Source organism: Streptomyces sp. BBFR25 (genome assembly GCF_044590125.1).
Lineage (GTDB): Bacteria > Actinomycetota > Actinomycetes > Streptomycetales > Streptomycetaceae > Streptomyces > Streptomyces canus_D.
Genome location: NZ_CP172447.1, coordinates 875,344 through 893,398, shown reverse-complemented (window position 1 = coordinate 893,398; position 18,055 = coordinate 875,344). Strand labels below are relative to the sequence as shown.

The following is an 18,055-nucleotide window of genomic DNA, read 5'->3' as shown; positions in this document are numbered from 1 at the left end:
CCCCGCTACTGCGACGCCGGTCGGGCGCGGCCCCGGCCCGGGGCACCCGTGTGACGACGGCAGCCCGCGTCGTGCCGGGCGCCGAGCGAGGTCCACCAGCGCTCGCAGCAGTCCTCGGGGAGCGGGAGGCGGGCGGCCGCGGGACGGACGCACTCCGGTCCGTGCACCACACCGTCGGAGTGCCGCCAGAACGCGCAGCACGGCTCGAGGCCGTGCGCGAACGGATCCGCCGGCCCCGGCCGGGCCAGCCGCTCGGCCTGCCGGGCCAGGGCGACCCTGCGCCGGTGCGCGGCGCCCTCACGGGCGGCGCACCAGGCGAACACGGCGGCGGTGTACAGGCCGGGCAGGGCGAGCCAGGAGTGGTGGGTGGCCGCGTACACGGCGGCCGCGGCAAGGAGCACGGCGGCGGCACGGCACGCGCGGGCGGTGCGCAGGCTCGGCGTCACAGGGGACTCCCGTGGGTCGGCGGGGGAGAGAAGGCCTCGGGACATCCGTATGCCCCCGGTTCGCCGTCGTACGTCATCCGGTCGCCTCCGGCGCGGATAATCCGTTGCGGTCACCCGCCGCCGTGCCCGAATCTGCTCCTCATGTCCCCCGCCGACCTGCGACCGGCCACCCTCGCCGACGCCCCCGCCATCACCGCACTCCTCAACGAGATAGACCGGATCGAGATCGGCCGCCCCGAGACCGACCAGCACACCGTCGAAGCCGACCTCAAGCACCAGCAGACGGACCTGACCCAGGACTCGTGGCTCGCCTTCGACGACGGCCGGCTGGTCGCGTACGGGCTGCTGTGGGACGAGTCCGGCGCCGAGCGCGTCGACATCGACCACTACGTGCTGCCCGACCACCAGCCGACCGGGCTGCGCATGCTGGTGGCCATGGAAGCCCGTGCCCTGGCCAAGGCCCGGGCCAACGGCGCGGACCGCGCCGTCGTCCACCTCCACCTCAACGCCAGGCCCACGACCGACACCGCGCTCCTCGCCGAGCGCGGCTGGAGCGTCGTGCGCACCCACCACGTGCTGCGCCGCGCGCTGGACCCGGCGGCCGACCTCCCGCCCGAGGCCCCGGCCGGCGTGCGGCTGCGGGCGTGCGCCACGGAGGCGGACCGCGTCCGGGTGCACGAGCTGTACCAGCGGTCGTTCGCCCAGCACTTCGACTTCCAGCCGCGCCCCTACCGGCTGTGGCTCGACGACATCGACGCCGCGGGCCTCGACTGGTCCCTGGTGTGGATCGCCGAGACCGACGACCTGGGCGACGCCGGATTCCTGCTCGCCCGGGACGACCGCGAGGCCATGGGCTGGATCCGCAGCATCGGCGTACTGCGCGAGGCCCGCGGCCGCGGCCTGGGCGGGTTCCTCCTGCGCCACGCCTTCGCGGCCTTCGCCGCACGGGGCCGCGACACGGTGGGCCTCGGTGTCGACACCGCCAACGCGACGGGCGCCCCGCGGCTGTACGGCCGCCACGGCATGACCGTCCACTTCGCGGTCGACACCTGGGAGGCCGTGATCGCCTGACGGTGCCTCACAGCACCATGGCGACCGCCACCGCGGCGAGCAGCGCGACGTACGTCCAGGCGTAGAGGCGGTCGGGGATGTGCGGCGGGCGGCGGCGCAGCACCGCGATCACCGGGAGGGCGCCCAGGAGCAGTGCCCCGGCCGCGCGGAGGTCGACGAGACCCACCAGGGTCAGGTGCGCGTGGCCGCGGGCCGGGTCCTCGGAGGAGCCCAGGAAGACGGCGGCGGCCGGGAGCGCGATCGCCAGGGTCAGCGGGTTGGCCAGCGCGGTCGCCACCCGCATCGTGTGCCCGGCCCGCCGCATCGCCGGGACGGTCATCACGCTGCCCCCCACGCCGAGGAAGGCGGCCACCGCGCCGACGGGCGCGCCGACGACGGCCGGCAGCGGACGCGGCGCGCCGACGGCCACCTCGGCCGGGGCGCGCGGACGCAGGAAGCCGGGGCGCAGCAGCAGGTCCACGACGGTGAGGGCGACGTACGCGACGAACGCCCAGCGGATCAGCCCGGCCGGGGCGTGGCGCGCGGCGAGCGCCCCGGCCGCGGCGCCGACGCCGAGCAGGACGAGCAGCGGACCGCCGCCCCGGAGACCGGCCAGCACCCGACGGGGCGTGACCGCGGTGGCGAACGCCGCGTTCACCACCATCACCACGGCCGAGGTGGCCGTCGCCACCCGGATCGCGTCCGCGCCGAGGACGGAGTCCGCCCACACCACGACCGGGACGGCGACGAAACCGCCGCCGAAGCCGAACAGCACGGTGGTCACACCGGTCAGGAGCCCGATTCCGAGCAGAGCCACAACATCCACACCGGCCACTCCACCAGCCCGGCGGCCCGCCCGCATTCGATGCCCGGCACCATTCCTTCGCGACCCGGCCAGGACGGCCGTAGGGTGGGGCGGGTGAAGAACGTCCCCCTGGCCGACGTCGACCACGTGGACCGGGCCGTGCTGCCGATCGGCACCGACTACCCGCCCGGACACGTCCTGGACTGGCACGAGCACCGGCGCGCGCAGTTCCTGTACGGCGCCACCGGCGTCATGGTCGTCGACACCGACGACGGCAGCTGGACGGTGCCGCCCGAGCGCGCCGTCCTGATCCCGGCCGCCACCCGGCACCGGGTGCGGATGCTCGGCGTGAGCACCCGCAGCCTGTACATCGAGCCGGACGCCGTGCCGTGGTGGCCCGGCACCTGCACGGTCGTGGACGTGCCGCCGCTCTTGCGTGAACTGCTCCTGGCGGCCGTCGAGTTCGAGCCCGACTACAGCCTGTCCGGGCGGGACGGCAGCGTCGCCGACCTCCTCCTGCACGAGATCGCGGCGCGCGCCCCGCTCCCGTTCCACGTCCGCATCCCCGCCTCCGCCGACCTGGCGGCGCTGTGCCGGGAGTATCTGGCCGCGCCGGACACCGGGGTCACCAACGCCGCCTGGGCGGCGCGTACGAACATGAGCGAGCGCGCCTTCACCCGGCGCTTCCGGGCCGAGACCGGCGACAGTCCCGCCGTCTGGCGGGGCCGCGCCCGGCTGCTCGCGGCGGTGCCGCTGCTGCGGTCCGGTTCGGTCAGTGAGGTCGGCGGACGCCTCGGCTACGCCTCTCCCGCCGCGTTCACCGCCGCCTTCACCCGCACCTTCGGCATCCCGCCGTCCCGGTTCACCCGGGACCACCGGGGGCGGCCCGGCTGAGAGCCTAGGAGCGCTCCTGCGCCAGGTGGCCCAGGGCCGCGCTGCGGCTCGTCGACAGATGGTGCAGGACCAGCTCCTGGACGTGGTCCACGTCGCGGGCGGCGATGGCCCGGTAGAGGGCCTCGTGCTCCAGGGCGACGGCCAGCAGGTCGTCGTGCTGGCCCAGGAGCCAGCGCAGCCGGCTGCGCAGGACCCGCTCCAGCTCGTTGAGCAGCTCGTTGGCGGCCAGCGAGACGACGGTCTCGTGGAAGTCGGCGGCCGCCCGGCGGGCCCGCACCGCGTCGTTCGCGCGGGCCGCGTCGAGTTCGGCGTCCACCGTCGCGCGCAGCCGCTCCAGCCCCTCCCGCGTGTGCCGTTGGGCGGCGAGCCGGAACCCCAGGGTCTCCAGACCCGAGCGGACCTCGTCCAGGTCGGCGATGTCGCTCGTGGTGAACTCCCGCACCACCGCCCAGCTCCGCGGCCGCGGGGTCACCAGTCCTTCCGACACCAGGGTCTTGAGGGCCTCGCGGACGGGGAGCCGGCTCACGCCGAGGGACTCGGCCAGCTCCCGTTCCACCAGGCGGCTGCCGGGGGCCCGCACACCGTCGATGATCTCGTCGCGCAACCGCCGCGTGACCCGCTCGGACTCGGGCGTGAAGCCCTCTGACGCAGCCATCGCCGTCCTTCGTCTGTCTTCCCGTTCCCGGCACGCCGACCGCGCCGTGCGGAGCGGCTCTCGGGCGGCCCGTCAGAATACCCCGGGGCCCGCGGGCGGCCCGGGCGGGACGGCGCGCGGACGGGTCAGCCCGCCTGCGGGGGCCAGTTGACGATCCGCTTGGGGCGCGGCCGGGCGTAGGTGCGCACCTTGGACGTGGACAGACCGAGCCGGACCAGGGACTCGGCGACCGTCACGGCGGCGGCGACCCCGTCGACCACGGGGACACCGGTACGTTCCACCACGCGTTCGGCGAGGCCCGCCATGCCGCCGCAGCCCAGGCAGATCACCTCGGCCCGGTCGTCCTCGACCGCGCGGGCGGCCTGCTCGGTGATGGCGTCCACGGCCGCCTGCTCGTCCCGCTCCAGCTCCAGCACGGCGAGCCCGCTGGCCCGCACCGAGGCGCACCTGGCGCTCAGTCCGGCTACCTCCAGCCGCTCCTCGATCAGGGGCACCGTACGGTCGAGGGTGGTGACGACGGAGTAGCGGCGGCCCAGGTACTGCGCGGTGCTCGCCGCCGCCTCGGTGATGTCGACGACGGGCACGTCGAGCAACTCCTGGAGCCCCTCCCGGCCGTGCTCGCCGTAACCGGCCTGGATCACCGCGTCGAAGGGCTCCGGGTAGGCGCGCACGGCCTCCATCACGGCGACGGCGGCGAGATAGCTCTCGTAGTTGCCCTCCACGGACTCCGCGCCGAAGGCCGGGGTCAGCGGCACGATCTCGGTGCCCTCGGAGGCCGCGCCGGCCGCCTGCTTGCCGATCGCGTCGGTGATGGACTGCGTGGTGTTGACGTTGACCACGAGGATGCGCATGGGTGGGGCCTGGGCCTTCTGCTCGGACGGGGCGGGATGCGACGGGCGGGATGCGACGGGGCGGGTCGGGGCAGGGGAGTGCGGGGCTACTCCGCGGCGACGGCGATGGCCTCGCCGTCCACGTCACGGAAGACCGAGGCGCGGTCGGCGATCAGCGCGTACAGCGCGGCGGCGATGATCGCTCCGATGAACCAGGAGAACCCGGCCGCGGCGTGGAAGAAGGGGACGAGTGCGACGACGACGGCGATCGCGGCGCTGGGGACGAAGGCGGCGACGGCCCGCGGGTTGTAGCCGCGCCGGTAGTGGTACTCGGCGCCCGCGTCCTCGGTGTAGAGGGCCGGCACGTTCACGCGGGACTTCCGCAGCAGCCAGTAGTCCGCCATGATCACGCCGAACAGGGGGCCGAGCAGCGCGCCGAGCCCGCCGAGGAAGTAGTTCACGACGACCGGGCTGTTGTAGAGGTTCCAGGGCGTGATCACCAGGCCCAGGACCGCGCTCACCAGGCCCGCGCGGCGGAAGTCCAGCCGGTGCGGGAAGAGGTTGACCAGGGCGTAGATCGGCGCGACGAAGTTGGCCAGCAGGTTCACCGCCACCGTGAGGGCGATGAGGCACAGCGAGGCGACGGCCAGCAGGAACATGTTGGGGATCGTCCTGACGATGTCCGTCGGACTGGTGATCACCCGCCCGTCGAGGGTGAACTGGGCTCCGCTGAGCACCGCCACGATGACGGCGAAGAACAGCATGTTCACCGGGATGCCGATCACATTGCCCCGGACGATGGAGCCGCGGCTGCGGGCGGACCGCGTGAAGTCGCAGAAGTTCAGCACGAACGTGCCGTAGATGACCACCCACAGGGCGGCGGCCTGGAGCACCTGGAGCCACATCGCGCCGCCGGTGAGCGGGGCGTCGACCGACACCGAGACCGACCCGTCCGCCCGGACGAACATCCACACCGCGAGGGCGCACATCGTCAGCAGCGTGGTGGGCGCGGCGAAGGCCATGTACCGGCGGATCATCTGCATCCCGTAGCTGACGATGAGCACCTGGAGGGCCCAGAGCACCAGGAAGGTGATCCAGCCGAGCGTCGACTGGCCGAGCAGGGAGTTCGTGTCCAGGGACGCCAACGAGGGGAACATGGCGACCAGGAGGGTGCTCAGCACGGCGGACGCCAGATAGGTCTGGATACCAAACCAGGCGATGGCCACGGCGCCGCGGACGGCGGCCGGAATCTTCGCCCCCTTGATGCCGAAGGCGATCCGGCTCATGACGGGGAACGGGACCCCCGTCTTGTGGCCCATGAACCCGGAGAGCGTGAGCAGGAGGAAGAGCAGGACGGAGGCGAGCGCGAAGGCGGCGAGGATGCCCCACACATTCAGACCGAGGGCGAACAGTCCGATGGCGAAGGCGTAATTGCCCAGGCTGTGCACGTCGTTGGCCCAGAGCGTGAAGACGTTGTAGGCGCCCCAGCGGCGGCCTTCCCGCTTCGTCGGGGCGAGGTCGTACGTGTAGAGGCCGGAGCTGGTGGCGGTGTCGCCGGTCCCGGCGGACGAACGGCGGTCTTCCAGGGCAGTCATACGGGACTCCTGGGATCAGGTGCGGGGAGTTGGAGAGTTTCACAAAGCGGAAGTGGCTTTCCGGTGAACAGAACGTAGTTTTCGCCAAACCGCACCGTCAAGGGGTCTGCGGCAAATGGAATACCATTTTTGGCCCTGTTGGCAGCCCCATGGACCGTCCCTAACCTGACGCCTCGCCGTTACATCGATGTAAAGGCTTCGGGAGAGGACCCCCACGTGCTTCCCAGCCCCGCACACCGCCCCCGTGTCCGCCTCGGCCGCCTCCTCGCCGTCCTTCTCGCTCTGGCCGTGGGCCTGCTGTCCGGGCTCGCAGGACCGGCCGCCGCGACACCCGCCGTCGCATCCGCGCCCCCTGCCGGGGCCGCGGCGGCGGGCACCTTCCGCAACCCGCTCAACAGCGGACCCGATCCCTTCATGACGCACTGGAAGGGCGACTACTACCTCACCACCACGCAGGGCGGCAGCATCAGGATGTGGCGCTCCCCGTCCCTGGGCACCCTGCCGGCCGCGGACCCGGTCACCGTGTGGACCGACACCGACCCGTCCCGCAACCGCAACATCTGGGCCCCGGAGTTCTACCGCTTCGGCGACCGCTGGTACCTCTACTACACGGCCGACGACGGCGTGGACGACCACCACCGGCTGTACGTCCTGGAGTCGGAGCGCGACGACCCCACCGGCCCGTACCACTTCAAGGCCAAGCTCGCCCCGCCCAACCACGCGGACGACTTCGCCATCGACGCGGGCATCCTCCGGCTCGGCGGGCGGCTCTACCTCGCCTACAGCGGCATCAACCAGTACCAGCACAACGGGATCAACATCGCCCCGATGTCCAACCCGTACACCGTCTCCGGCGACGCGGTCGCGATCGACGCGGCGGGCGGCTGCCCCGAGGTGCGGGAGGGGCCCGAGTTCCTCTACCGCAACGGCCGGGTCTGGATGACGTACTCCACCTGCGACACGGGCAAGCCGGACTACCAGGTCTGGATGATGTCGATGCCGCTGGACGCCGACCCGCTGGTGCCGGGGAACTGGCACCAGCACCAGGGCGCCGTGTTCTCCCGGGCCGACGACCGGGGCGTGTTCGGGCCGGGCCACCACGCCTTCTTCACGTCCCCCGACGGCACCGAGGACTGGATCGTCTACCACGCCAAGACCACCTCGGTGAACACCTACACCAACCGCACCACGCGGGCGCAGAAGTTCACCTGGCGGGCCGACGGCACACCCGACTTCGGCCGTCCGCTCGCCATGGGCGCCACCCAGGACCTGCCCTCCGGCGATCCCGGCTCGGGCACCTACTGGATCAACGACGACGGCCGGGCCGGCGGCCCCGGCGGCGTCACCTACACCGGCTCCTGGAACTCCGGCTCGGGCTGTGCCGCGCAGTGCTTCTGGAGCGACGACCACTGGAGCGACCGGGCGGGTGCCACGGCCACCTTCTCCTTCACGGGCACCCGGATCATGCTGCTCTCCGTCAAGGACACCGGCAACGGCTACGCGGGCATCAGCATCGACGGCGGGCCCGAGCAGCGGGTGGACTTCCACCACCCGATCCGCGTCGGTGAGGCGGTCCAGTACACGAGTCCACGGCTGGCGAACGGCGGCCACACCCTGCGGATCCGGGTCCTGGGCGAGCACAACTCCCAGTCCGGGGCGTCCTTCGTGAGCGTCGACCGGGCCGAGGTCTACACGAACTGACCCCTGCCGCCCGCCCGGCCGACCGGAACGTCAGCGCCGCTCGTGGCCCTCCGTGCTCTCCCTGAGGACGAGCCGGTGGGCCACGATGCGGTCCTGCGGCGCCTGCACCCCCGACACGGCACCGTCCGGCGCCGTCGCCTCCTCGATGCGGTGCTGGAGCAGCTGTACGGCGACCTTGGCCACCGCCGCCTTGTCCGGCGCCACCGTGCTCAGCGTCGGGACGCTGAACCTCCCGCCCTCCACGTCGTCGAAGCCGATCACGGCGACGTCCTCCGGCACTCTGACCCCGTGCTCGTGCAGGGCCCGCAACGCGCCCAGCGCCAGCTGGTCGTTGAGACAGAGCAGCGCGTCGGGCCGGGCACCCTCCGCGAGCGCCCGCGACACGGCCCGCGCGCCGTCGGGCATCCGGAAGGAGCCGACCGGCAGCAGAGCGGCCGGATCGTAGGGGAGGCCCGCCTCCGCCAGGGCGGCACGGTAGCCCCGGGTGCGGGCCTGGGCGGTCCCCAGACCCGAGTCGTCGCGCCCGCCGACGGCGAGGACGGTGCGGCGCCCGAGCCCGATCAGATGGCGGGTCGCCTCGCGTGCGGCACGCTCGTTGTCGATGGCCACATGGTCGGCGCCCTCCTCCAGCAGCTCCCCGAGCAGCACCGTGGGCGGGAAGCCCGTACGGCCTTGCAGGTCGGCGGCGGTCAGCGCCAGCGGGCTGAGGATGATGCCGTCCACGAACGTGGAACCGAACCCGGCCAGCGCCGCCAGCTCATGGGCGCGGTCCGCCCCGGACTGGTGGATCAGGACCGTCAGGGACCGCTGCTCGGCCTCCCGGATGACATGCCGGGCCAGCTCCGCGAAGTACGGTATGTCCAGTTCCGGGACGACGAGCGCGATGATGCCGGTTCGGCCCTTGCGCAGGTGACGGCCGGCCAGGTTCACCCGGTAGCCGAGGTGATCGATGGCCTCGCGCACCACCTGCCTGGTCCGGTCCGAGACGTGGGCGTAGTCGTTGATGACGTTGGACACCGTCTTCTCCGAAACGCCCGCATGACGTGCGACGTCCTTGATCCTGGGCCGTGCCACCGAGACCTCCTGCTTCTTTCGCGCCGCCCGAGTCTATGTCCCGGCGCGGGGGAGGGATTCGGCGCAGGTCCACTTCCGCTCAGCTCTTTACAGCCAATGTACATCGATGTAAAAACTAGCCACCGCATGAGCTCCGGCCGTCGAAAGGTCCGCGATGAGTTCCCGTTTGCCTGCCCAGGGGGTGCCGGCCGTGTCCGACCCGGCCCACCGCCCCAGCCGCCGCCGGTTGCTGCGCAACGCCATGGCCGGGGCGGGCGCCCTGCTCGCCGCGGGCCCGTTGTCCGGCTGCGCCTCCCCGGCCTCGGCCTCCGGGGCGTCCTCGCTGAGCGTCTGGGACCTCTTCCAGGGCGGCGACGGCATGCTGATGGACGACATGATCGAGGCCGTGTCCAAGGGAGCCGGGGGAGCCGAGGGCTTCGACATCGACCGCACGATCCTGGACTGGGGCCCGTCGTACTACACCAAGCTGGCCATGTCCGCGGCCGGCGGACGGGCCTCCGACGTGGCCGCCATGCACCTGTCCCGGCTGGCGGGCTACGCGCCCGGCGGCCTGGTGGACGCCTTCGACCTGGACCTGCTCGCCGAACACGGCGTCACCAGCGAGGACTTCACCCCGGCCGTGTGGGCGCGCACCCAGCACGAGGGGACCGTCTACGCCATCCCGCTGGACGTCCACCCCTTCATCGTGTTCTACGACAAGAAGGCCGCCGAGAAGGCCGGACTCCTGGACACCTCCGGCGAACTGGCCCCCATGGGCTCGCCCGAGGCCCTGCTGGAGGCGGGCAGGGCCCTCGCCGAGGCGACCGGGGAAGCGGGCATCCTGTTCGGCCACGTCACCGACACGGCGCAGAACTGGCGCCTGTTCGCCGGTCTCTACGCCCAGACCGGCGCCGCCTTCGACCTGCCCGACGGCGGACCCCCGAAGATCGACGTCGACGCCGCCGTACGCGTCGTCACCCTCATGACACGGCTCTTCGACGGGAAGACCAACCCCAACAACCTGGACTACAACGGTGCGCTGGCCGCGTTCAGCAGCGGCCGCGGCGGCATGGCCATGCTCGGCGAGTGGGAGCTGCCGACCCTCAAGAAGTCCGGCCTGGAGCTGGGCGCCGCACCGTTCCCGCAGGTCTTCGAGAAGCCGGCCGTCTACACCGACAGCCACAGCTTCGTCCTCCCGCACCAGGACAGCCCCGACCCGGCCCGGCGCCGCGAGGCCCACCGGTACGTCGCCCAGATACTCAAGCAGAGCCTCACCTGGGCGAGCGCCGGACACATCCCGGCCTACCAGCCCGTCCTCGCCGAGCCCGAGTACGCGGCGCTCGACCCCCAGTCCTCCTACGCCGACGCCGCCGAGGTGGCGGTGCTCGACCCGCCCAACTGGTTCGCGGGCGCCGGTTCCAACTTCCAGAACCGGATGTGCCAGCCGCTCCAGTCGGCGCTGCTGGGCAACACCACCCCCGAGAAGGCGGTGCGGCAGATGGTCCGCGAGGCGGACACGCTGCTGCGGCAGCCCAACCCGGTGGCCTGACCAGCGAAAGGAGTGACCGACGTGACCACCACCGCACCCCTCGGCGCCGAGGAGCAGACCGACCCGCCCACGGTCGCCCCGGGCGGCCGCCGCACCGCCCTCGGCCGCATACGCACCGGCAACGGGCTCGTCTTCGTCCTGCCGTTCCTGCTCGTGTTCGGCCTGTTCATGGTCTGGCCGATCGTGCAGGGGCTCTGGATGAGCTTCACCGACAGCTCGCTCGCCCTGCGGGACACGAGCTTCGTCGGCTTCGACAACTACACCGAGGCGTTCGGCGATCCGGACGTGTGGAGCAGCCTCGGCAACACCGTCTTCTTCACCGTGATCTCCAGCGTCCCGCTGGTGCTGGTCGCGCTCGCGATGGCCCTGCTGGTGCACAGCGGGCTCGCCGGGCAGTGGGCCTGGCGCCTGTCGTTCTTCGCGCCCTACCTGCTGCCCGTGACCGTCGTGACCATGATCTGGACCTGGCTCTACCAGCCCGAACTGGGCATGGCCAACCAGCTCCTGGACACCCTCGGCATGGCACCGGTCGGCTGGCTGTCCGACGAGTCCGTCGCCATGTGGTCGGTGGCCGCGCTCACCGTCTGGTGGACGGTCGGCTTCAACTTCCTGCTCTACCTCGCGGCACTCCAGTCCCTGCCCACGACCTTCGACGAGGCGGCGGCCCTCGACGGAGCCGGTGCCTGGCGCCGCCTGTGGTCCATCACCCTGCCCCAGCTGCGCCGCACTACCGGCCTGGTGGCCATGCTCCAGGTCCTGGCCTCCCTCAAGGTGTTCGACCAGATCTACATCCTCACCAAGGGCGGACCCAACGGCTCCACCCGGCCGGTCCTGGAGTACGTCTACGACGTGGGCTTCACGGGCTACCGCCTCGGCTACGCCTCCGCCGTCTCGTACCTCTTCTTCGCCCTGATCGTCCTCGTCTCGCTCGTGCAGCTCCGCCTCTTCCGCCGGGAGGACTGACCGTGTCCGCAACCGCCACCACCCTCCGCCCCCGGCGCCGTCCACCCCGCGAAGCGACCGGCTCGCCCCTGCTGCTCGGCCACGGCCGGCTGCCCCGCGTCCTGGCCGGAACCGCCCTCGTCGTCCTCGCCGTCGTCTGGCTGCTGCCGTTCGTGTGGGCCGTCATCACCTCGGTGCAGAGCGAGGAGGACATCAACACCACCGGGCTGTCCCCGTTCAAGGGCGCCTTCACCCTGGACGCCTACCAGCAGATCCTGGAACGCGGCAACGTCACCGTCTGGGCCTTCAACAGCTTCCTGATCTCCGCCCTGGTCACGCTCATCACCGTCGCGGTCTCCACCCTCGCGGCATACGGTTTCTCCCGCGGCACCTTCCGCGGCCACCGAGGGCTGCTCGGCGTCACCGTGGCCGCCATCATGGTCCCGCCGCAGCTGCTCGTCGTGCCGCTGTTCGACCAGATGACCCTGTTCAACCTGGTCGACACCTACGCGGCGGTCATCCTGCCCCAGGTCGTCGCACCCATGATGGTCTTCATCCTCAAGCGGTTCTTCGACGCCATCCCCAAGGAGCTGGAGGAGGCGGCCCGGATCGACGGCGCCTCCGAGTTCCGGGTCTTCCGGTCGATCGTGCTGCCGCTCTCGCGGCCGATCGTGGCCGCGGTGGCGATCTTCGTCTTCATCGGCGCGTGGAACAACTTCATGTGGCCGTTCATCGTCACCAACGACCCCGACCTGATGACCCTCCCGGTGGGCCTGGCCACCGTGAAGGACGCCTACGGCGTCCAGTACGCGCAGTCCATGGCCTCCGCCCTGCTGGCCGCGCTGCCGCTGATCGTGGTCTTCCTCCTCTTCCAGCGACGCATCGTCAACTCCGTGGCCACCACCGGCCTCGGCGGTTCCTGAACCCGACCGGCTGTACCCACGGGCCCGGCGTTCGCGCGCCCGGCCCACCGATCGACTGGAGCATGTGTGCCCACTCACTCCGTACCGCGCCCGGAGTACCCGCGACCGCAGTTCGTGCGCCGCGACTGGCTCAACCTGAACGGCGCCTGGCAGTTCGAGACCGACCGGGGGGACAGCGGCCTCGAACGCGGTCTGCTCGACCGCGAGCTGCGCGAGGAGATCCTCGTCCCCTTCCCGCCCGAGTCCGAGCTGTCCGGCATCGGCGACACCGACTTCCTGGAGGCCGTCTGGTACCGGCGGGCCCTCACCCTGCCCGCCGCCTGGGCCGGACGCCGCGTCCTGCTGCACTTCGGCGCCGTCGACCACGACACCACCGTGTGGGCCGACGGCAAGGAGGTCGCCCGGCACCGCGGCGGCTTCACCCCCTTCACCGCCGACCTCGGCGACATCGCCGGGGCGGGGGAGGAGGTCGTGATCACCGTGCGGGCCCGCGACCCCAAGTCCGGCCCGCAGGCGCGCGGCAAGCAGGCGATCAAGTACGCCAACCACGACTGCAACTACACCCGCGTGACCGGCATCTGGCAGACCGTCTGGCTGGAGCCCGTCCCCGTCACGCACCTGCGCCGCCCCCGGATCACCCCCGACCTGGCCGGCTCCGCCTTCCACCTCGAACTGCCCCTGTCCGGCAACCGGCCGGGACACCGGGTGCGCGCCGTCCTCAGCGACGCCGCCGGCGAGGTGAGTCGCGCCGAGGCCCGCGCCGACCTCGACCTCGCCCCGCGCCTGCACCTGCCGGTGCCGGAGGACCGGCGGCGCGAGTGGGGACCCGAGGACCCGCACCTGTACGACTTGCGCCTCGAACTCCTCGACGCCGCCGGGCAGGTGGTCGACAGCGCCGAGAGCTACGCCGGACTGCGCGCCGTCGGCCTGCGCGGCAAGGCCGTCCTGCTCAACGGCCGCCCCGTCTTCCAGCGCCTCGTCCTCGACCAGGGCTGGTACCCGGACGGGCTGATGACCGCCCCCACCGACGAGGCCCTGGTGCGGGACATCGAGCTGGCCATGGCGGCCGGGTTCAACGGGGCCCGGCTGCACCAGAAGGTCTTCGAGGAGCGCTTCCTCCACCACGCCGACCGCCTCGGCTACCTGGTCTGGGGCGAGTTCGGCGACTGGGGCTGCGAGACGGGCGGCTCCTCGGGCGACAACCAGAAGCCCGACGCCTCCTACGTCGCCCAGTGGCTGGAGGCGCTGGAGCGCGACTACTCGCACCCCTCGATCATCGGCTGGTGCCCGCTCAACGAGACCTACCAGAAGCTGCACGACCGCATCACCCAGCTCGACGACGTGACCCGCGCGATGTTCCTGGCCACCAAGGCCATGGACACCACCCGCCCGGTCGTCGACGCGTCCGGCTACGCCCACCGGGTCGCCGAGACCGACATCTACGACTCCCACCACTACGAGCAGGACCCCGCCGTCTTCCGCCAGTTGATGTCCGGCCTGGCCAAGGACGAGCCCTTCGTCAACGCCCACGAGAGCGGCGCCCCCTACTCCCAGCCCTACCGGGGCCAGCCGTACTTCGTCAGCGAGTTCGGCGGCATCTGGTGGGACCCCGAGGCGGCGGCCGACCGCTCCGGCGAGGACCGCACCGTCTCCTGGGGCTACGGGGAACGCGTCCGCAACGAGGACGAGTTCCACGAGCGGTTCAGCGGCCTCACCGAGGTCCTGCTCGGCGACCGCGACATGTTCGGCTACTGCTACACCCAGTTGACCGATGTCTTCCAGGAGCAGAACGGCATCTACCGCTTCGACCGGGGCGAGAAGCTCGACGTCGCCCGCGTCCGCGCCGCCCAACTGCGTCCGGCGGCCATCGAGGAGCCGGAGGCGTAGCCCGCACGGGGGCCGGAGGCCCGATCACCGCCTCCGGCCCCCCGTGCACGCGGGTCAGAAGGGCCGGTCGCCCTCGATGGCGACGCGCTCGGCGACCCGCCGCTCGGACCCGTAGTCACCCACCGCGTAGTGCTGCGTGGCCCGGTTGTCCCAGAAGGCGACGTCCCCGGGCTGCCAGCGCCAGCGCACCTGGTACTCGGGCACGTGCGCCTGCTGGAACAGGAACCGCAGCAGCCGGTCGCTCTCGTCGCGGTCCATGCCGGTGATGTGCGTGGTGAAGGACGTGTTGACGAACAGCATGCGCCGCCCCGTCTCCGGATGCGTGCGCACGACCGGGTGCTCCACCGGCGGGAACAGGTCCTGGTGCGGCAGCAGCCGCTCGGGGCCGTAGAACCGCGCGAAGCCCGGGATGAAGTCGTGCACGGCGCGGGCGACGTCGACGCGGTCCTTCACCTCCCCGGGCAGGTTGTCGTAGGCCGCCGCCATGTCCGCCCACATCGTGTCCCCGCCGAACGGCGGCACCTCGCGCAGCTGGAGCACCGCGCCGAGCGCGGGGCGCTCACGGAAGGTGACGTCGGTGTGCCACACGTTCTCGTACGTCGGCGCGGCCCCGGCGCCCTTGTCGAACCGGACCACGTCGTCGCTGGCACCGGCGGCGAGCAGCGGATTGGTCTCCAGCTCGCCCCAGTTGCGGGCGAAGTCGCGCTGCTGCTCGGAGGTGAGGTGCTGGGCGCGGAAGAACAGCACCTTCCACTCCAGCAGGGCGCGGTTCAACTCCTCGCGCAGCACGGGGGTGAGGGGGCGCGACAGGTCGACGCCCCGCAGCTCGGCACCGATGGTGCGCGCCCGCGGGACGACCTGGAAGTGCTCGTAGGGCCGGTCCTGCCACCCTTCGGGCAGGCGGCGCAGGATGCGCCGGCCCTCGTACATTCCGTCCCCCGGGACGCGTGCTTCGCGCAGGACGGTGCTCGGACCGACGGACGTGACGGACATGGGAGTCCTCCCCTTGTGTGACGGTACGCGTGACATCCCGGCCGGGGGGTGGCGCGAGGCCACCGCCGGACGGCCGGGGAAAGAGGGTGCTACGAGTACTCCGGGCCGTGGACCGGAGAGAATGCCGACGGTCTACGACGCGGCAGGCGTCGGACGGTCGGTGCGAAGAAGGCCGTTAGAGGCCGGAGCGCTCACATCCGGTCCGCTCGGGCACGCGGGGACACTCCGCGATGGTGCCGAACCGGTATGTGGTCATGGCACCGATTGTGTGATCTTCGCCCGTCCGTGTCAACAGGGTCACGGCTGGCGGGGAACGAAGGGGAGCAGTTCGTCCCCCTCGGGCTGGACGACGCCGTAGCTGCTCTCGGGCACCTTGTTCCACACCCCGGGCAGGTCCCCCAGGGGTTCCGACACGATCAGCCGGGTGCTGTCGGACGCCTCCTTGAGGAAGGGCAGGTCGGGATGGAGCGCGCGCAGGCTCTCCACCCGGCTGCTGTAGTAGAGCGACCGGGACTGGGCCTGGCTGGAGTAGCGGAAGGCCCACAGGCGGCGTCCGTCGGTCACGGCGACCGTCATCTGCAGCGGGAACTCCACGCCGTGCTCGTGGCCGATCTCCTCCACCAGCCCCGCCATCCGGGCCACGGCCGCCGGAGGGTCGTCCTCCAGGCCGAGCGTGAGCGCCAGGTAGAACATCATCTCCGAGTCCGTCGATCCCTCGATGTCGAGGAAGAGCCGCGGGTCGACGGCCAGCGCGAGGTCCCGGCGCAGCCGGTGGAACTCGGCGATCGCGCCGTTGTGCATCCACATCCAGCGGCCGTGGCGGAACGGATGGCAGTTGGTCTGCTGCACCGGGCTGCCCGTCGACGCCCGGATGTGCGCGAAGAACAGGGGCGAGCGGACATGCCCGGCGATCTCCCGCAGGTTGCGGTTGCTCCAGGCCGGGCCGATCTCCCGGACGATCGCGGGCGTATGCATCTCCGGCCCGAACCAGCCGACGCCGAACCCGTCCCCGTTCGTCGTCTCGACGCCCATGCGGGCGTGCAGGCTCTGGTCGATGAGCGAGTGCTCGGGCTGGTAGAGCAGGGACTCCAGGAGGACGGGTGTCCCCGAGTAGGCGAGCCATCGGCACATCGCTGTGTCGCCTCCCTAGTGCCCTCCGGCGCCCCGGACGTCAGTCGACCGGCCAGGTGTGGACCGGGGCGTTGAGATGCATGTAGTCCATGTACTGCTGGGTCATCCGGCGCAGCGCCTCATGGCGGCCCGGCCGTCCGGTGGCGTCGATGTGGTGGAACATCTCCTTCTGCCAGACCGCGCCGTTGCGGCCGGTGACGCACCGCTGCTCGATGATGCCGAGCAGCGGCTCCCGCCAGGCGGAGTCCATGCCCGACAGCTCCAGTCCCCGGTGCGCCAGCGGCAGCAGTCGGCGCAGGACCAGTTCGGGCACCGTCACCTCGCCCACTCCGGGCCAGTACAGGTGTGCCTCGATGCCGTGCCGGGCCGCGGTGTGCAGGTTGTCCTCGGCGACCGAGAAGGACATCCGCGACCACACCGGCCGCTCCTCCTCCACCAGGGCGCGGGTGAGCCCGTAGTAGAAGGCTCCGTTGGCGAGGGTGTCGGCGACGGTCGGTCCGGCGGGCAGCACCCGGTTCTCCACGCGCACGTGCGGTTTGTCGTGGGCGACCGCGTAGACGGGCCGGTTCCAGCGGTAGATGGTGCCGTTGTGGAGGGTGAGTTCGCCCAGTTCCGGGATGTCGCCGCGGTCGAGGGTCTCCGCGGGGTCCTGCTCGTCGCACAGCGGCAGCAGCGCCGGGAAGTAGCGGAGGTTCTCCTCGAAGAGGTCGAAGACGCTGTTGATCCAGCGCTCCCCGAACCACACCCTGGGCCTGACCCCCTGGGCCTTGATCTCCTGCGGCCGGGTGTCGGTGGCCTGTTCGAACAGGGGGATGCGGCTCTCGTGCCACAGTTCCTTGCCGAGCAGGAAGGGCGAGTTGGCCGCGAGCGCCACCTGGACACCGGCGATGGCCTGGGCGGCGTTCCAGTAGTCGGGGAACTCCTCCGGGGCGACCTGGAGGTGGAACTGCGTGCTGGTGCAGGCGGCCTCCGGCGTGATGGTGTCCGCGTAGGTCCGCAGCCGGTCGACGCCGTCCACCTCGATGTGCAGGTCCTCGCCCCGGGCGGCGAACACCTGGTCGTTGAGCAGCCGGTAGCGCGGGTTCTCCGAGAGGGCCGCCTCGCCGACGTCCGACTGGCGCAGCGTGGGCAGGGTGCCGACCATGATCAGATGGGCGCCGACCGACGCGGCGCGGTCCTCGGCGTGGTTCAGGGCGGCGCGGATCTCGGTCTCCCAGGCGTCGGGGCCGCCCGCCGTCAGCTGCCGGGGCGGGATGTTGATCTCCAGGTTGAACCGGCCCAGCTCGGTGGACCAGGCGGGGTCCGCGATCGCTTCGAGGGCGTCGCTGTTGCGCATGGCCGGTTCGCCGCGGTCGTCGACCAGGTTCAGCTCGATCTCCAGGCCGACCTGGGGCCGCTCGGTGTCGAACCGGGACTCGCGCAGCATCTGCGCGAAGGCATCCAGGCAGTCCTGCATCTTGATCCGGTACCGGCGGCGGTCCTCGCGGGTGAAGACCAGCGCCGGGACGTCCCGTCCCATCGGTCCTCCCGGGGTTGCCTTCCTCGGACGCTCCTCCACCCCAGCGTCGCACCACCCGGCGCACCCCACCAGACGGGACGGA

Annotated in this window: 16 protein-coding genes; 7 read left to right on the top strand and 9 right to left on the bottom strand. The window is 71.9% G+C overall.

What is annotated here, in order from left to right:
* Positions 1 to 5 precede the first annotated feature (5 nt).
* Complete coding sequence (locus ACGH52_RS03790) at positions 6 to 446, bottom strand: hypothetical protein (RefSeq protein WP_399937571.1); 441 nt, start codon at positions 444 to 446, stop codon at positions 6 to 8.
* 141 nt (positions 447 to 587) lie between these two features.
* Between ACGH52_RS03790 and ACGH52_RS03785 the strand changes: the two genes are divergently transcribed.
* Entirely contained in the window at positions 588 to 1,517 is a 930-nt protein-coding gene (locus tag ACGH52_RS03785) for a GNAT family N-acetyltransferase (RefSeq protein ID WP_399937568.1), read from the top strand.
* Positions 1,518 to 1,524: 7 nt separating this feature from the next.
* Here ACGH52_RS03785 and ACGH52_RS03780 read toward each other — a convergent pair whose 3' ends face one another.
* Positions 1,525 to 2,322 (bottom strand): sulfite exporter TauE/SafE family protein, encoded by a 798-nt coding sequence (locus ACGH52_RS03780; RefSeq protein WP_399937566.1) that lies wholly within the window; start codon positions 2,320 to 2,322, stop codon positions 1,525 to 1,527.
* 93 nt (positions 2,323 to 2,415) lie between these two features.
* On the opposite strand from ACGH52_RS03780, the gene ACGH52_RS03775 reads away from it, so the two are divergent.
* Positions 2,416 to 3,195, top strand: a complete 780-nt coding sequence (locus tag ACGH52_RS03775; protein WP_121704446.1) for a helix-turn-helix domain-containing protein — start codon at positions 2,416 to 2,418, stop codon at positions 3,193 to 3,195.
* A gap of 4 nt (positions 3,196 to 3,199) precedes the next feature.
* Here ACGH52_RS03775 and ACGH52_RS03770 read toward each other — a convergent pair whose 3' ends face one another.
* The 3 genes from ACGH52_RS03770 to ACGH52_RS03760 form a co-directional block, all read right to left on the bottom strand.
* Positions 3,200 to 3,850 carry a GntR family transcriptional regulator gene (locus ACGH52_RS03770; RefSeq protein ID WP_076977719.1) on the bottom strand — a complete coding sequence of 217 codons (651 nt, stop codon included), beginning with the start codon at positions 3,848 to 3,850 and terminating at the stop codon, positions 3,200 to 3,202.
* A gap of 125 nt (positions 3,851 to 3,975) precedes the next feature.
* Positions 3,976 to 4,701, bottom strand: a complete 726-nt coding sequence (locus ACGH52_RS03765) for an aspartate/glutamate racemase family protein (protein WP_059298836.1) — start codon at positions 4,699 to 4,701, stop codon at positions 3,976 to 3,978.
* A gap of 86 nt (positions 4,702 to 4,787) precedes the next feature.
* On the bottom strand, positions 4,788 to 6,275 hold the full coding sequence (locus ACGH52_RS03760; RefSeq protein WP_121704444.1) for an NCS1 family nucleobase:cation symporter-1: 1,488 nt from the start codon (positions 6,273 to 6,275) through the stop codon (positions 4,788 to 4,790).
* Positions 6,276 to 6,491: 216 nt separating this feature from the next.
* On the opposite strand from ACGH52_RS03760, the gene ACGH52_RS03755 reads away from it, so the two are divergent.
* Positions 6,492 to 7,976, top strand: a complete 1,485-nt coding sequence (locus ACGH52_RS03755) for a family 43 glycosylhydrolase (RefSeq protein WP_399937562.1) — start codon at positions 6,492 to 6,494, stop codon at positions 7,974 to 7,976.
* A gap of 30 nt (positions 7,977 to 8,006) precedes the next feature.
* Here ACGH52_RS03755 and ACGH52_RS03750 read toward each other — a convergent pair whose 3' ends face one another.
* Positions 8,007 to 9,050, bottom strand: coding sequence for a LacI family DNA-binding transcriptional regulator (locus ACGH52_RS03750; protein WP_399937559.1), 1,044 nt, complete (start codon positions 9,048 to 9,050; stop codon positions 8,007 to 8,009).
* Positions 9,051 to 9,204: 154 nt separating this feature from the next.
* On the opposite strand from ACGH52_RS03750, the gene ACGH52_RS03745 reads away from it, so the two are divergent.
* From ACGH52_RS03745 to ACGH52_RS03730, 4 genes are all read left to right on the top strand, one after another.
* Positions 9,205 to 10,578: an extracellular solute-binding protein gene (locus ACGH52_RS03745; RefSeq protein ID WP_399937556.1), complete on the top strand. Its 1,374-nt coding sequence runs from the start codon at positions 9,205 to 9,207 to the stop codon at positions 10,576 to 10,578.
* Positions 10,579 to 10,599: 21 nt separating this feature from the next.
* The gene (locus tag ACGH52_RS03740) at positions 10,600 to 11,541 is read left to right on the top strand and encodes a carbohydrate ABC transporter permease (RefSeq protein ID WP_059298831.1); all 942 of its coding nucleotides are present in this window, start codon (positions 10,600 to 10,602) and stop codon (positions 11,539 to 11,541) included.
* A 2-nt stretch (positions 11,542 to 11,543) separates the two neighbouring features.
* Positions 11,544 to 12,443: a carbohydrate ABC transporter permease gene (locus ACGH52_RS03735; RefSeq protein ID WP_399937553.1), complete on the top strand. Its 900-nt coding sequence runs from the start codon at positions 11,544 to 11,546 to the stop codon at positions 12,441 to 12,443.
* A gap of 66 nt (positions 12,444 to 12,509) precedes the next feature.
* Complete coding sequence (locus ACGH52_RS03730) at positions 12,510 to 14,330, top strand: glycoside hydrolase family 2 protein (RefSeq protein WP_059298829.1); 1,821 nt, start codon at positions 12,510 to 12,512, stop codon at positions 14,328 to 14,330.
* 54 nt (positions 14,331 to 14,384) lie between these two features.
* On the opposite strand, the gene ACGH52_RS03725 is transcribed toward ACGH52_RS03730, so the two are convergent.
* The 3 genes from ACGH52_RS03725 to ACGH52_RS03715 all read right to left on the bottom strand — a co-directional run bounded on the left by ACGH52_RS03725 (position 14,385) and on the right by ACGH52_RS03715 (position 17,973).
* Positions 14,385 to 15,323, bottom strand: a complete 939-nt coding sequence (locus ACGH52_RS03725) for a TauD/TfdA family dioxygenase (RefSeq protein WP_121704440.1) — start codon at positions 15,321 to 15,323, stop codon at positions 14,385 to 14,387.
* A 297-nt stretch (positions 15,324 to 15,620) separates the two neighbouring features.
* Positions 15,621 to 16,454: a class II glutamine amidotransferase gene (locus ACGH52_RS03720; RefSeq protein ID WP_059298827.1), complete on the bottom strand. Its 834-nt coding sequence runs from the start codon at positions 16,452 to 16,454 to the stop codon at positions 15,621 to 15,623.
* A 40-nt stretch (positions 16,455 to 16,494) separates the two neighbouring features.
* Positions 16,495 to 17,973 (bottom strand): glutamate-cysteine ligase family protein, encoded by a 1,479-nt coding sequence (locus ACGH52_RS03715; RefSeq protein WP_059298826.1) that lies wholly within the window; start codon positions 17,971 to 17,973, stop codon positions 16,495 to 16,497.
* Positions 17,974 to 18,055 lie beyond the last annotated feature (82 nt).

Coding starts and splice junctions, on each gene's coding strand:
- ACGH52_RS03760 (WP_121704444.1), bottom strand. CDS start 6,275: ATGACTGCCCTGGAAGACCGCCGTTCGTCCGCCGGGACCGGCGACACC.
- ACGH52_RS03770 (WP_076977719.1), bottom strand. CDS start 3,850: ATGGCTGCGTCAGAGGGCTTCACGCCCGAGTCCGAGCGGGTCACGCGG.
- ACGH52_RS03785 (WP_399937568.1), top strand. CDS start 588: ATGTCCCCCGCCGACCTGCGACCGGCCACCCTCGCCGACGCCCCCGCC.
- ACGH52_RS03745 (WP_399937556.1), top strand. CDS start 9,205: ATGAGTTCCCGTTTGCCTGCCCAGGGGGTGCCGGCCGTGTCCGACCCG.
- ACGH52_RS03765 (WP_059298836.1), bottom strand. CDS start 4,701: ATGCGCATCCTCGTGGTCAACGTCAACACCACGCAGTCCATCACCGAC.
- ACGH52_RS03725 (WP_121704440.1), bottom strand. CDS start 15,323: ATGTCCGTCACGTCCGTCGGTCCGAGCACCGTCCTGCGCGAAGCACGC.
- ACGH52_RS03715 (WP_059298826.1), bottom strand. CDS start 17,973: ATGGGACGGGACGTCCCGGCGCTGGTCTTCACCCGCGAGGACCGCCGC.
- ACGH52_RS03720 (WP_059298827.1), bottom strand. CDS start 16,454: ATGTGCCGATGGCTCGCCTACTCGGGGACACCCGTCCTCCTGGAGTCC.